This window comes from Xenorhabdus sp. KK7.4 (assembly GCF_963876465.1).
Classification (GTDB): domain Bacteria; phylum Pseudomonadota; class Gammaproteobacteria; order Enterobacterales; family Enterobacteriaceae; genus Xenorhabdus; species Xenorhabdus stockiae.
On the sequence record NZ_CAWNQF010000072.1, the window covers coordinates 18588 to 34009 of the forward strand.

Here is a 15422-nt window from a genome sequence, read left to right on the forward strand (position 1 = left end):
GAATAGCTAAAACAGACTTATATATCTGTGAAGTATCGCTAACATATGGATATAATTTCGTAAAGACCACAATTTTGAGCGATTTATGGCTCTTTTGAAATAAGTTTTATTTTAATTATCGTGATTTATGTCACAATTAAGAGTATTTAGCGGTTATTTCTGAGCGTATTCCATTCGTTTATTTTCTTTTTGTCATAAAGGACTATTATTATTGTGGGAATATATTCGCCGTTTTAATCATACGAATCTTATTTAAACAAAGATAAGATTATCTAAACATATAGTGATGAATGAAAACGTGATATTTCTTGTCTGTTTTCTTAACTGATATTTACTATTTTTTGCTGTTATTTTTTATTTAATAATTTTGATTATATTTATTTACATATTTTGCGTTTTTTATAACACAGTTATAAATAAAATGATTGAGTTTTGATTCGGAAATAATAGATATTACTACAAATGGTTATTCATGCTCACGAAGCAGGTTTTTATGAGTGGTGGATAGCTGTTTTATAAAATAAAAACAAGTTATATCAAAGTGATGAAGTGGTGTATAAGGCGTAATACACTCTATTCACTAGTAAAAAAATATAATTATGGGTTGATTGTGTAATTAATTAAAAGTTACAAATAAATATTAAATAATAATTCTTTAATTTTAAATAATTTTCTTGAAGTTTACTTTTTTTATTCAGTGAAGGTCAACATAAGGTCATTGTAGGAGCCAAATGTGGACAATAGCTGATATTTATTGACTAACAGCATAAATATCTCCATTCATCATAAAAAATGATGGAACAAAATGGAGATCAGAATGAGAACATCATTATGAATACTTACACACACAAGGCAATATTACACACAGCATTTATTGGGCAACAATCCTCATTCTCTAACCCTTCTGATATTAATGACATTAATATCAGCTATATGGAAAAAACACTTCAGCCATGGTTTGATAATGTACCATCCCGGTTAGCAAAACTGGCAAAAATAGCACCGCATGATATTGCTGTTTCAGATCCGCATGGGATTCTGGAATTTGGTGAGTTACAGCAACGGGTTATCAGCGCAGCGCATGTTTTACGTTGCCATGGCGTAACAATGGGAAGTTATGTTGCTATTGCAGCCGAGAGGGGTATTCCATGGTTTATTACAATGCTGGCGACCTGGCAGATCGGTGCAGTATACATTCCCCTTAATACCATGATGCCGGAAAAACGTCTGAATGATATTCTCGCCAGCTTACCTGACAGTATTCTGGTCTCTGATGAAACAGTATCAGCGGAGTTGAAAGCATCAACACATATTCCGATGGAGCGCCTTGCCTATACAGTTGAGGAAATTACGGAGGATGTTGTTATTCCTGAATTAGGCGATCATCCGGCCTATATCATGTTTACCTCGGGTTCTACCGGATTACCAAAAGCTGTGCAGGTGCAGCATGACAATCTGGCGGCCTTCCTGTGCGCACTGGGCAAGTTATTATCAGTTAACCAGAATGATCGTATGCTTGCGCTGACTACTTTCTCTTTTGATATTTCAGTGCTTGAGCTACTGCTGACGGTTGTTCATGGGGGCAGTATCTACATCGCACCCACTGAGACCCAGCGTGATGCGATGGCGCTATCCCGTGTGTTCTCTGATCCTCAATTTACTCTGGCGCAGGCAACTCCAGTAACCTGGTCAATGGCACTGAATGCAGGCTGGACGCCGCGTTCTGATATCAGCATGCTTTGCGGCGGTGAGGCTCTGTCACAAGATTTGGCCGATCAATTAACGGCATCTGGTGGCACTTTATGGAACCTTTATGGCCCGACAGAAACGACAATCTGGTCAACAGCATTCCGCATGAAAAAAGGAGATAAGGTACAGTTGGGCGGGCCAATTCCCGGCACCAGCATCAGTATTGTGGATAAGAATCTGCGTCCTGTCGCTAAAGGCACGGTAGGTGAAATCCTGATCGGTGGGTTAGGTGTGACAGCTGGATATCGTAATAATCCGGTTGAAACAGCTAAACGGTATGTCCCTGATGTCAACGGAAAGGGGAAAAGAGCCTATCTGACAGGCGATATGGCCCGTATGACTGAAGATGGCTCTCTCATTTATATGGGAAGGCAGGATGACCAAGTCAAAGTACGTGGTTATCGAATTGAACTGGGTGAAATAGAAATCGCGTTGAGAAAACAACACGGGGTTCAGGATGCCATTATCCGTGTCGCGGGAAGTGGTGATTTTGCCAAGATACAGGCGTTCGTATTGTTTGATCCTAATATGGCTGTATCGGAGGAATGGGTACGTGAAACTCAGGTCGCATTGCGAGAAAGCCTGCACGAAGCCTGGATCCCCTCTGAATATTACCACATTCCTTATATTCCGCTGACAAGTAGTGGCAAGCGGGACAGGAAACGTCTGGAAGAAGTGGCAGAACGTCTGAATACCAGTCATGATGCTGTGCAGCCGGAAACAGAAACAGAAAAACGGGTTTATGCTATCTGGGGCGATTTATTGGCTGCGGAAACTTTTGGCATTACCGATGATTTTTTCCAGATTGGCGGTAACTCTATTCTGGTCGCCCGTATGGTGGAACGGATTGAAAAAGTATTCTCACTCAGGATCCCTATTTCCGGCATCTATGTTGAACCCACAATTGCCCGAATTGCGGCTATTCTGGATGAGATGGGTGAAGTTCACAAAAATAATCTGATTCCTTTCAACAGTGTTTACCGTAGTGAAGCGCTTATTCAGCAACATGCAGAAACGCTGAGAAAAGATGTTTACCTGAAAGAAAGTATACGTCCTGATGGTTTACCGCATGCGAACTGGTATGAGCCTGATACTGTTCTGCTGACAGGAGCGACCGGATATCTTGGCCTGCATCTGCTGGAACAACTGTTGAAACAGACTTCAGCTCAGGTTATCTGTCTGTGCCGTGCTGACGACAAAGCACATGCGCTTGAGAGGATCCGGGATGGCTTTACTCATTATCAGATTGATGTAGGTAATAGCCTTGATCGCGTGGATTTTGTGATAGGCGATCTGGGGCAACCCCGTTTCGGCTTATTGCCTGAAATCTGGGATAAACTTGCGCAGGATGTGGATGTGATTTATCACAACGGTGCGCTGGTTAATTTTATCTATCCTTATAGTTCACTAAAAAGCATTAATGTTGATGGCACCAGAACCGCACTGGAGTTTGCCTCTACTTCACGCCTGAAACATTTCCATTATGTTTCTTCTGTGAATGCCTTGTTTGCTACTGAATCGCCACGGCCATTTATGGAAGATGATCGCGCTATGAGCGAAACAATACGTGATCCTTCCGGTTATTCGGGCAGCAAGTGGGTATCAGAAGGGATTATCAATATTGCCCGTAAACGGGGTATGCCAGTGAGTATTTACCGCCCCGGCCTGATCCTCGGACATACCCGTACCGGAGCTGCTCAGGGGAATGATTATCTTGTGGCTTCCCTGAAAGGTTATCTGGAAATGGGATCCTATCCTGCTCATGGATTACTGCTGGATATCGTACCGGTTGATTATGTAGCGGCTTCACTGGTGCATATTTCTAAGCAGCGTGAATCGGACGGGAAATTCTTTAATCTGTTTAATCCGGTGCAAGTTTCTATCCGTCAGTTTTTCGATTGGGTGCAGGAGTTTGGTTATATCCTTAATCCAGTTCCTTTCAATGAAGGGAAAGAGAGAATTCTTGCTCTGGATGATTCTCATTCGCTGTATCCATTGATTCCGCTGATTCGGGATATGACCGAGAAACCTTACCGTGCGCTGGATCCTGACTATATCCATGAAATCCAGCCAGAACTGGAGCTGAAACAGACGTTGGCAGCACTGGAAGGATCAGATATTCAGTGTCCGGTTATTACATCTGAATATGTTTGTCAGGTACTGAATTATCTGATCAGTACCGGGTTCCTGCCTCAGGTATTGCCGACAAGCTACAGACAGGGGGTGTTTTCATGGAACAGTTAACCGGAAATGAAGCAGCGCTGTGGATAGTTGTCATTAACAGTAAAAAGCAGTATTCAGTCTGGCCTGACGAATATCGGATCCCGATTGGCTGGATGGCGATAGGAAAAGAAGGTCCCAAAGCCGAGTGTCTTGAGTATATTGCGGGTATATGGCCGGAGCCTACTAAAAAGCAGACTGATATGCACTAAATAGGTGTATGAGTAGACCAGATTATTGATGATGGGTATCGCTTCAAAGGCGATACCCATTTTTTTAAACAGTCCGTTATACCATTTTATCAGCTTCTATAACCTGCTGTTTTCTTGGTGTTACCGCAAAGGCAGAGTGATTTCTTGCCAGTAGGGTATATATAGTGGGTAAGACAAATAAGGTGAAAAATGTGCCTACCAGCATACCCGATACAATCACCAATCCGAGGCCAAAACGACTATTAGCCCCCGCACCACTGGCCAGCAAGAGTGGGATCAGGCCAATAACCATTGCAGCTGTTGTCATCAACACCGGCCGAAGACGAATTTTTGCGGCCTGCAAGATAGCTAAACGCTTATCCAGTCCTTCGCGCTCCTGTAGTTTATTGGCAAATTCCACCATTAAAATACCATGCTTACTGATAAGCCCTATCAAGGTTACCAAGCCAATTTGAGTGTAAATGTTCAGTGTAATATATCCCATGGCTAACGGGATCAGAGCCCCACAAATCGAAAGGGGAACGGTGATCAGTATTATCAAAGGATCAATGAGGCTTTCGTACTGAGCAGCTAGTACCAGATAAATGATGATTAATGCGGCTACGAATGCGAAAAGCAAGGCATGCCCTTCCTGCTTATATTGGCGGGAGTCAGACTGCCAGTCGTAGCTGAATCCTACAGGTAAATTATTCAGCACACTCTCAAGGAAAGTCACCGCCTGCCCCATAGTGACTCCCGGTGCAGGAATAGTCTGAAAAATGGCTGCATTTTGTTGATTGAACTGGGTTAGTTTATTAGGCTCAACTTTTGTTGAAACAGAGACAATCGTAGAAAGCGGGATCATATTTTGGTTTTCAGTCCTGACAAAATGGCGGGATAAGGCTTCCGGTGTTAATCGCTGGTCGCGTATACTTTGTGGAATAACATCATATGAACGGCCTTGCATCCCAAATCTGTTGATGTAGTTCTCTCCTACCAGCAATGCTAATGACTCACCAATATCCTGCATTTTAATTCCCAGACTATTAGCTTTAGCCCGGTCAATCTGAATCTGTACTACCGGATTGTTATAGTCCAGATCACTATCTACGACAACAAATAACCCGCTTAAGCGTGCTTGCTGCTTAATTTCCTCCATCGTTTGGTACAGGACAGGATAGGGCTGTAAGCTACGCAGTACCATCTGAATGGGTAACCCTCCGGTTGAACCGGGTAGTGGCGGAAGCTGGAAGATAAAAATATTGCTGCCTTCCACTTCACCTACGGCAACCTGTAATTGTGCCTGAATCTCTGAAGCGGAGCGCTGACGTTCACTCCATTTTGATAATTCCACACCACCAAAACTCGAAGAAACCCCGTCAACGCCATTAATAATCCATGTACCTGACATCTCGGGAATTTCGCGAAATACACGCTCCAGTTTATGGGAAAATTTTTCCACATAATCGAGGCTAGCATGTTGGGGTGACTTAACTGCAGCTAACAACCCAGCCTGATCTTCAACCGGAGCTAATTCTTGCTGGGCTTGTTGATAAAGTAAGGGTAGGCTGATGACAACCAGCACAGCAAATCCGCCCATTATCCACCGATGACGTAAAGAGGCATTCAGCAGAAGAGAATAATGATGGGATAATTTCTCAAAAATGATCTCAGCCCAGCGTGCCATTCTTCCTTCTTGCTGTTTAGGTTGTAATAAAAAAGAACTCATTACCGGAGATAACGTAAGCGCAACAATACCGGATACGATAACTGCGCCCGCCAACGTCAGAGCAAATTCCTTAAATAGTGCGCCAGTCAGACCAGACATCAACCCTATTGGGGCATAAACTGCGGCAAGTGTAATTGTCATAGCAATCACAGGGCCTGCTACTTCTCTTGCGCCAATAAAGGCTGCCGTGATTGGCGATTTTCCTTCTTCAATATGGCGATGTACGTTTTCAACCACCACAATTGCATCATCGACGACTAAACCGATTGACAGCACCATTGCCAACAATGTCAATAAATTGATACTGAAACCAAATAGCAGCATCAGCCCTGCGGCACCTAACATCGACAGTGGAATGGCAACTATCGGGATTAATACACTACGCAGTGAACCCAAACAGAGATAAATTACGATCATCACGATAACCAAAGCTTCTAACAAGGTTTTGGTCACTTCATCAATAGAAGCCTTAATAAAGCGGGAGGTTTCGAATGCCAGTTCAACCTTAACGCCCGGTGGCAGTGTCTTTTCAATGTCTGGTAACAATTTTTTGATACCTTCGACAATAATAAGCGGGTTCCCCGTTGGAGTTGAAAATAATCCCAGATGTACCGCTGCCTTACCATTTAACATTGCACTGGTTTCAGTGGAGGCGGAACCCAGTTCTACCGTGCCTACATCTTTCAGACGAATTAATCCATTACCATCATTACGAATGACCAAATCACGAAACTCATCAACACTAGTGAGATCTGTGTTGACGTGGACATTTGAAACCACATATTCGCCTTTCACTTTTCCGGGGGTCGCCTGATAGTTATTTTGCCTGACTGCCGCTGCTACATCTGCCGCAGTTAATCCGCGTCCCGCCAGACGATCCGCATCCAGCCATAAACGTATAGAGAGTTGTTGTCCTCCAAAAACCTGAACCGTAGAAACACCTTCAATGGATGAGTACATGGGTTCAACGACTCTTGAAAGGTAATCTGTTACTGCCGATACAGGTAACGAATCACTGGAAAATGCAACATAAGCAACCGCAGTTGATTCTCCTGAAGAAAGTTCAATAACTGGGTCATAAGCTTGTTTTGGTAGCTTATATCTGACCTGATTTATCTTTGCCATCACTTGCGCCAGAGCCTGAGTTGAATTTTGGTTAAGCTCCATGCGAATCGTAATGGTACTTCTGCCCTGTACTGAGGAAGATGATAGATAATCGATACCCTCAATAGAAGAAATAGCCTGTGAAATGGGCTGGGTGACAAATCCCTGTATCAAATCAGATGAAGCCCCCGGATATTCTGTCACTACAGTGATTGTTGAACTTTCTAATTGTGGATATTGCCGGATAGGAAGTTTATTGAGGGAAAATAGTCCCAGTAAGAAGATCAATGTACTGACTACCAAAGCAAGTACCGGACGGCGAACAAAAATATCAGTAAATATCATTTTCCTTCTCCATCAAGCACCTGTGATAGATAATTTTGCTATATTCAAGGTATCTTCATCGACCATGACCACAGGTATGTCATCATGTAATTTCAATTGGCCGGATGTCACAACCCTATCGCCCTTAACTAACCCTTTTTTGATTTCTACTAAACCATTCCAACGCTGTCCCACATCAATAGAAATACGTTTTACAGTCATAGGCTGGCTGGGGTCTTGCGCTGCGCCTTGTGCTATAAATACAGTATCTCCGTAAGCGGTATAAGTCACAGCCGTTTCGGGTATCACCAACGCGGGGGTATTTTCCTGACGCATGACCTGAATACTGGCATACATGCCTGCTTTTAGTTTTCCTTCCGGATTATCCAGAGTTGCCTGTAGCTGAACAGTGCGCGATCTTCCTATCAGAGGGTCAATCGCATTTATTTGGGCGGTAAAATTCTGATCCGGATAGGCATCAACCACGATATTGACTGATTGCCCAACCCTCAGATCAGGAACCGTCTGTTCATCCAGAGAAAAATTCAATTTGAGTTTTTTGGCATCCACTAGATTGGCAATCACATCTCCTGCATGAAGGTATTGCCCTAACTGGACTTGTCGGATCCCGAGGACGCCTGAAAAAGATGCCCGGATAGTTTTCTGAGCTATCTGCGCTTCGATTTGTTTAATGGCCGCAGATGCCATATCCCGTTCTGCTAATGCTTTATCCAATTCGGATGTGGCAACTGCTTTGCTGGTAAATAATTTATTGGTGCGCTGATAGAGGTTGTCAGCATTTTTCCATTGGGCTTGTAAGCGGGTCAGTTCCGCTCGCTCAACGCTATCGTTAATTTTCACCAACAACTGGCCTTGTTCGACATGCTGACCAGACTCAAATGTAATATCAGTGACTTTTCCACTGGTTTCCACCGCCAAATAAACTTGCTTATCAGCTTCAAGTTCTCCGACACCATGTAATGTTCTCGGAAGATGAATCTCTTTTACTTCTGCCAATGCCACTTTTATAGCTGGATAAGCCGTATTTAATGATTCATTCTTAGAAGAAGTATTTAGGGGATAAACTACAATACTGGTCACCAGCAAGAAAGTAACGCCCAGACAAACAGATATTTTCTTTTTCATGATTTATATAAATCCCTTAGGAAATTTAATTTTTAATTTGGTTTTTCGAATGGTTATTCATTTTTTTAATGGAATTTATAAATTTAGTGATCTCCAGTGAAATAAATATGACTGGATAGTTTGGAAAGGAATAGTGGTAGTTTAGAATTCGGTGTTTGATCAACCATAGTAACCCCTATATGTGGCCTGGTAGTTTATTCATTAAATATTTACTCTAGAACCTCAAGTTAACATGATGTCAATAGGTATAATGAAGATAAACAAAATAATTTTAATTTTACTGGTGGTTACTTGAATCTGACATTAGATATCAAAAAATTGGAATTATTAATTTTGATATGGTTATCTAAGCTTGGATACAAAACACGAAGTAACTTTTATGCAGTAATTGGCAATGCTGTCAGCACTTTTGATTGATGTAATTCACCTATTTTTTGTTCTTAGTTCAGCTTTATCACATCAATAGATTGATTATTTTTTCCTTCCTGTTGGTATCGTTAAGGTATTGAATAATATCAGATAAATCATGCGTATTAGTCAGGCTATTATAAAAATATATATTTATTTTTTACTATACCTATTGACCTCATGTTAACTTGAGGTTCTAGAGTAAGAATCCAATGCTGCTACCAATTGATAAAATATTTCACAGAACTTTCGTAAATTGAAAAATAAAATAGGATCACACGATGAAAACCTCAAAGTATATTATCGCGTTATTGGCACTAAGCACGATTTCATTTGGTTCAATGGCCGCAGTTGAGGTCAAGTCCGCTACAGGAGAGAAAATAGGTATTGTTTCAGTAACAGGGGCGGAAACTTTAGAGTCACTCACTGATCAATTATCCAAAAAGGCTGACGAAGCGGGAGCAAAATATTTCCGTATTATCTCTGCATCTGGTCAGAATCATTTAAGTGGAACTGCTGAGATATATAGATAGCTAATAGTTATTCATCACATATTGATGATAACCTATAGATATTACAACCTACATATAGGTAAATATTCGAGTGTTGAATTATTAGATTTAATTTTGTTTAAAGATGGCTGTTTTCAGCACTATATAAATTCAAGCCCGGTTACTTAGATTTTAATGTGTTGGTTGTAGTGAGTAACCGGTTTTTTCAGACTTGAGTAATAAACTGTTAACTGGGTAATTCAGATTTTCTGAATAATAATATGTTTTAAAATAAACAACTTATTGATGATGGGTTGAGAGCATGAAAAATATTATTAATGAGAAGGTTATTGAAGATCTTGTTTATTGGATTGAAAAAAACATTGAGAATGAATTAAACATTGAAATTGTAGCTAAAAAGTCTGGTTATAGTAAATGGCATTTGCAGCGAATTTTTAAAAATATAACAGGAACTACTCTAGGTAGCTATATAATCAAACGACGTTTGTCTAATGCAGCTATTTCTATTTGTTCATCAAAAAATACACTTTACAATGTGGCATTACAGTATCAGTTTGATTCTCAACAATCTTTTTCCCGATCATTTAAAAAACATTTTGGTATAACACCAAGTGAATGGAGAAAAAATCTGAACTCTAATAATGTTTTCTCCTTGGTTTATAAGGCGGAATAGTGACATCAATAAGAAAGAAGAGTTGATGTGTTTAATTAAGTTTCTGCCGATTGGTCATTAACAGATTATGGCCTTAACCGATGACTAGAGACACGATGAATAAATTGGAATTCTGGCCCAATTTACGAAAAAACGGTGAGGTATTTGGCCAATTGGCAGAAACGTTAGATTTTTTCCATAAAACTGAAAGTTAACCCGGGTTACATAGTAATGAAAAAAAACAGATCTATTAATTTAAATAGAGCATTAACGGTGGGAGAAGTAGCAAAACGTAGTGGAGTAACGGTAGCGACAGTACATTTTTATGAATCTAAAGGATTAATCAAAAGCTCACGCAATCAGGGAAATCAGCGCCGTTTTCCTGCGGTTGTGCTGCGTTATATCGCAATTATTAAAGTAGCACAGAGTACAGGCATTCCTTTGAAAGAAATACAGGAAATACTCAGTCAGTTTCCCCCCAATAGTAAACTTACAGCTGAACAATGGCGAATAATTTCCTTGCACTGGCGGGATTCGCTGGAGCAGCGCATAACAAAATTAACCCGGTTGCGTGATAATTTGGATGGTTGTATTGGTTGTGGCTGCCTTTCACTGACAGAATGCCCATTACGCAATCCCAATGATATTTTAGGCGAAACAGGTTCAGGGCCGATAATTTTATTACAAAAAGAAAAATAATTTATTCCACAAAGGGATAGGTAACATCGTTCCCGGCATCGTGTTCTCAAAGTAACGGTTTTTTAGCGAAAACAAGAATACCAAATCATCATGCCACTCAGTTTCTCTTCACAAAACATCAACCACTTCTCATTAAAACCCCTCAAAAAATAGTGATATTTCTCACGATATTGAATTTTTTGTCGTCCAAAATACGCGTTTTAGGTTCGTTTTTGTTCCTTATCAAACAATTCCTACCCATTTTGGATATATTTTTATCATCAACCGGATTTACTGACCGGATATGTGACTGGCATAGAAGCGAAAGAAAGGAGCATCTTTGATGAATGGCTCTCCTGTAACAGAAACTGATGTCATTATTATTGGTGGAGGCGCAACAGGTGCTGGTATCGCAAGAGATTGCGCCCGCAGGCGCTTACGCTGCATCTTATTAGAGCGGCATGATATTGCGACCGGTGCAACCGGACGCAATCATGGTCTGTTGCATAGCGGTGCACGCTATGCCGTCACAGACAGCGAATCGGCAAAAGAGTGTATAAAAGAAAACAGGATCCTCAAATCTATTGCCCGACATTGCATTGAAAAAACACACGGTTTGTTTATTACCTTGCCGGAAGATTCACTGGAATATCAGCAAACTTTTATTGCTGCGTGTGAAAAGGCAGGAATTGATGCGCAGGCGATTGATCCTGAAGAAGCGAAACGTTTTGAACCGGCAGTTAACCCGGATTTGATCGGCGCTGTGATTGTGCCTGATGGAACAGTTGATCCTTTCCGTCTGACAGCGGCCAATATGCTGGATGCCAGAGAGCATGGCGCCCAAATACTGACGTATCATGAAGTCATGGGGTTAATCAGGCAAGGGGATAAAATTACCGGCGTTCATGTTTATGATCATCGCACTAAGTGCCTGTATGACATTTATGCGCCGATAGTGGTGAATGCTGGTGGAATTTGGGGGCAGAAAATTGCCGAGTATGCGGATCTCAGAGTCCATATGCTGCCGGCCAAAGGATCGTTGCTGATCTTAGGACATCGCATTAACAATATGGTGATCAACCGCTGTCGTAAACCCGCAGATGCCGATATTCTCGTACCCGGTGACACTATCTCGCTGATAGGCACGACTTCTTCCCGCATTGAATACGATCAGATTGATAACATGTCTGTGACTAAGGAAGAGGTCGATATCTTAATCCGGGAGGGAGCAAAATTATCCCCCCGACTTGCACAAACCCGTATCTTACGGGCTTATGCGGGGGTCCGCCCTTTAGTCGCGAGTGATGATGATCCATCGGGCAGAAACGTCAGCCGTGGTATTGTGCTGCTTGATCATGCCCAACGTGATGGTCTGGACGGATTCATAACCATTACTGGCGGTAAACTGATGACATATCGCCTGATGGCTGAATGGGCAACCGATAAGATTTGCGAGAAACTTAATATTACCGCGCATTGTACGACTGCACAGGAGCCATTGCCCGGCTCAGAGAATTCCGCCGAACAAACACACCAGCACACGTCACACAGTAAAAGCCCACATAGTAAAAAACCGCATTGTAGCACCGTAACTCTCTCCGCTCCCATTCGTGAGTCGGCCATTTATCGTCATGGAGATCGCGCCAGCCAGTTACTGAGTACCGAACGAGCAGATAAAAGTTTGGTATGTGAATGTGAAGCGGTAACTGCGGGAGAAGTACGTTATGCAACGGAATCTTTGGCGGTGACTAACCTACTGGACTTGCGCCGCCGCACTCGTGTTGGCATGGGAACCTGTCAGGGAGAATTGTGTGCCTGTCGTGCGGCAGGGCTACTTAATCGTCTCGGTGTAATAACAGAACAGGAATCAGAGCAGCAACTGAAACAGTTCCTGAATGAACGCTGGAAAGGGATCCGCCCTGTCGTCTGGGGGGATGCGTTACGGGAAAGCGAGTTCACCAGCTGGGTTTATCAGGGGCTGTGCGGTTTAGATGACCATGATACTGACACCGATAACCAGCCAGTCACGGAGGCTGACAATGAAATTTGATACTGTCATTATTGGAAGCGGGCTGGCGGGACTGACCAGTGGTATTCGGCTGGCAGAAGCAGGTAAATCCTGTGCGATAGTCAGTTCAGGCCAAAGTTCTCTTTATTTCTCTTCTGGTTCGATGGATTTTCTTTCCCGTTTACCTGACGGAGATGAAGTCACCCATCCCTTACATGCCTTATCTGAACTGACCAGACAGGCTCCGCATCACCCTTACAGTCGGATAGGAGAAAAAAACGTAGCATCGCTGGCTTATCAGGCTGAAAAATTAATCAGGGACAGCGGACTGGTTATGACAGGCTCTGCTTCACAAAACCATTATCGTGTTACGCCCGTTGGTCGTCAGCGCATGACTTGGCTAAGTCCGGCGCGAGTACCGGTTCGTGAGCTGGAACGGCCATTTAAATGGGAAAGTGTTGTTGTGATCGGCATTGCGGGATTTCTGGATTTTCAGCCCGGCATCGTCACCAGTGCACTACAGAGGCAGGGAGTGAAAGCCAGTGTGCAGGAGATTCACTTACCTTTTCTCGACAGACTGCGTGATAACCCCAGTGAATTTCGCTCCGTTAATATCGCCCATTTACTGGATCTGCCTGAAAATCTGACTCTGATAGCGGAGGAAATCAGCCGTCTGGCGCAGGGGTATGAAGCTGTGTTCCTGCCTGCCTGTATTGGTCTGGAAACTGACCAAGTTGTGCAGGCATTGCAGATGCAGGTGAAAAAGCCTGTCTATTTGTTACCGACATTACCTCCTTCCTTGTTGGGGATCCGAGTGGATCAGATGTTGCGTGCTCGGTTCCGCCATTTTGGTGGCGTGATAATGACGGGCGATAGGGTCAATGGTGTGGAAATGGCAGAGAGCCATATTACTGGTTTGTATACCCGTAATCATGGTGATATCCCGCTGAGGGCTTCTCACGTGATTCTGGCAACCGGTAGTTTTTTCAGTAATGGGCTGAAAGCCAAGTTTAACCGGGTTTATGAACCCTTACTTGATTTAGATCTGCTGGCGTACTCCTCACGTGAACAATGGACGCGGCAAAATGTTTTTGCTCCTCAGCCTTATCTTAAATTTGGTGTCACCACGGATGAATATTTGCGGCCATTAAAATCAGGTCAGGTAGTGAAAAACCTGTATGCTGCCGGTTCTGTGCTGGGGGGATATGATCCATTGTTTGAAGGCTGTGGTTCCGGGGTTTCTTTATTGAGTGCCTTATTTGTTGCTGAACAAATCATTACCGGGCAACGAGTCACAAAACAGCGGATACCGGAGATTGCACAATGAACATAGCGGATAACAGTTTTGAAAGCTGTATTAAATGCACTGTCTGTACTACCCAATGTCCGGTGGTTAAAGCTAATCCGGGCTATCCCGGGCCAAAACAGGCCGGCCCGGATGGAGAGCGCCTGCGTTTAAAAGATCCTGCTTTATATGATGAAGCGCTGAAATACTGTACTAACTGCAAGCGCTGTGAAGTTGCATGTCCGTCTGATGTAAAAATCGGTGATATTATCCTGCGAGCAAAAGCAGATTATCACTCACAGCGCCCTAAATTGCGGGATGTCATTCTCAGCCATACCGATATGATGGGCACTCTTTCCACTCCGCTTGCTCCCATCGTCAATTCAGTGACCAGCCTGAAACCAGTGCGCCATCTGCTGGATAAAACGCTTGGGATTGATCACCGGCGTGAATTACCAAAATACTCTTTTGGTACGTTTCGGCGCTGGTATCACAAACAGGCATCCACCCAACAGCAATTTACAGAGCAAGTTGCCTATTTTCATGGTTGTTTCGTCAATTATAACCATCCGCAACTGGGTAAGGGTTTATTGAAAGTCTTTAATGGAATGGGGATTGGTGTCCAATTACTGACGCGGGAAAAATGTTGTGGCGTGCCGTTGATCGCCAATGGCTTTATGGATCGGGCGAAACGTCAGGCGAAAGCTAATCTGCATTCACTAACAGAAAGTGTAATTGAGCGACAAATTCCCGTTGTAACAACTTCATCCAGCTGTACTTTTACCTTACGTGATGAATATCCGCATATTTTGGGCGTAGATACCCGTCCGGTACGTGATCATATTGAGCTGGCAACCCGCTATATTTATCGATTGCTGGATCAGGGGCGTGATCTGCCTTTGAAACCGATGCCCCTGAAAGTGGCTTACCATACGCCATGTCATATGGAAAAAATGGGCTGGGCAGCCTATTCGATTGAGTTAATTAAGCGTATTCCGGGTATTGAATTAATTATTCTGGACTCTCAGTGTTGTGGTATTGCCGGAACTTATGGTTTCAAAAAGGAAAATTATGAAGTATCTCAGGGGATTGGAGCTGGCCTTTTCCGGCAAATCGAAGAAAGTGGCGTTGATTTGGTGATCACCGATTGCGAAACCTGTAAATGGCAGATAGAGATGTCTACCAGCAAAAAATGCGAACATCCGATTAGTTTACTGGCGCGCTCACTGGACTGAATTAACCTGTTTTCCAGCTAATGAGGCAATTAGATCGATTATTTGCCTCATTTTATGAGGCGAATAGTGTTGTTATTTGCCTCATTGTGAATAGCATAAACAACTGATGATAGAGCGTGGGGAGGGCGAAGCACTCGTTATGTTATCCATCATGTTAATGGCGTGGCTAATTAGGGCGAGG

10 protein-coding genes are annotated in these 15422 nt (G+C 42.9%); 8 read left to right on the forward strand and 2 right to left on the reverse strand.

Translation table 11 applies throughout. From position 1 onward, the window contains the following. The first annotated feature begins 831 nt into the window (after window positions 1-831). The gene (locus AACS90_RS11245; RefSeq protein ID WP_099122794.1) at window positions 832-3993 is read left to right on the forward strand and encodes an amino acid adenylation domain-containing protein; all 3162 of its coding nucleotides are present in this window, start codon (window positions 832-834) and stop codon (window positions 3991-3993) included. Then, a complete protein-coding gene (locus AACS90_RS11250; protein ID WP_099122765.1) occupies window positions 3981-4181 on the forward strand; it encodes an MbtH family NRPS accessory protein in 201 nt (66 codons plus the stop codon). The genes AACS90_RS11245 and AACS90_RS11250 overlap by 13 nt, the downstream gene beginning before the upstream one ends. A 76-nt stretch (window positions 4182-4257) precedes the next feature. Here the strand turns inward: AACS90_RS11250 and AACS90_RS11255 are convergent, their stop codons facing one another. Both AACS90_RS11255 and AACS90_RS11260 read right to left on the reverse strand, forming a co-directional pair. Further along, on the reverse strand, window positions 4258-7338 hold the full coding sequence (locus tag AACS90_RS11255) for a MexW/MexI family multidrug efflux RND transporter permease subunit (RefSeq protein ID WP_099122766.1): 3081 nt from the start codon (window positions 7336-7338) through the stop codon (window positions 4258-4260). Between the two features lie 12 nt (window positions 7339-7350). Next, window positions 7351-8463 (reverse strand): efflux RND transporter periplasmic adaptor subunit, encoded by a 1113-nt coding sequence (locus AACS90_RS11260; protein ID WP_099122767.1) that lies wholly within the window; start codon window positions 8461-8463, stop codon window positions 7351-7353. Between the two features lie 689 nt (window positions 8464-9152). On the opposite strand from AACS90_RS11260, the gene bhsA reads away from it, so the two are divergent. From bhsA to glpC, 6 genes are all read left to right on the forward strand, one after another. Next, window positions 9153-9404: a multiple stress resistance protein BhsA gene (gene bhsA / locus AACS90_RS11265; RefSeq protein ID WP_099122768.1), complete on the forward strand. Its 252-nt coding sequence runs from the start codon at window positions 9153-9155 to the stop codon at window positions 9402-9404. 280 nt (window positions 9405-9684) lie between these two features. After that, window positions 9685-10056 carry a helix-turn-helix domain-containing protein gene (locus AACS90_RS11270; RefSeq protein ID WP_099122769.1) on the forward strand — a complete coding sequence of 124 codons (372 nt, stop codon included), beginning with the start codon at window positions 9685-9687 and terminating at the stop codon, window positions 10054-10056. 210 nt (window positions 10057-10266) lie between these two features. Further along, a complete protein-coding gene (gene soxR / locus AACS90_RS11275) occupies window positions 10267-10734 on the forward strand; it encodes a redox-sensitive transcriptional activator SoxR (RefSeq protein WP_099122770.1) in 468 nt (155 codons plus the stop codon). 319 nt (window positions 10735-11053) lie between these two features. Then, window positions 11054-12763: an anaerobic glycerol-3-phosphate dehydrogenase subunit A gene (gene glpA / locus AACS90_RS11280; RefSeq protein ID WP_099122771.1), complete on the forward strand. Its 1710-nt coding sequence runs from the start codon at window positions 11054-11056 to the stop codon at window positions 12761-12763. Next, on the forward strand, window positions 12753-14048 hold the full coding sequence (gene glpB, locus AACS90_RS11285) for a glycerol-3-phosphate dehydrogenase subunit GlpB (protein WP_099122772.1): 1296 nt from the start codon (window positions 12753-12755) through the stop codon (window positions 14046-14048). Before glpA ends, glpB begins: the two co-directional genes overlap by 11 nt. Beyond that, window positions 14045-15241 (forward strand): anaerobic glycerol-3-phosphate dehydrogenase subunit GlpC, encoded by a 1197-nt coding sequence (glpC, locus tag AACS90_RS11290; protein WP_099122773.1) that lies wholly within the window; start codon window positions 14045-14047, stop codon window positions 15239-15241. The genes glpB and glpC overlap by 4 nt, the downstream gene beginning before the upstream one ends. Window positions 15242-15422: the final 181 nt, after the last annotated feature.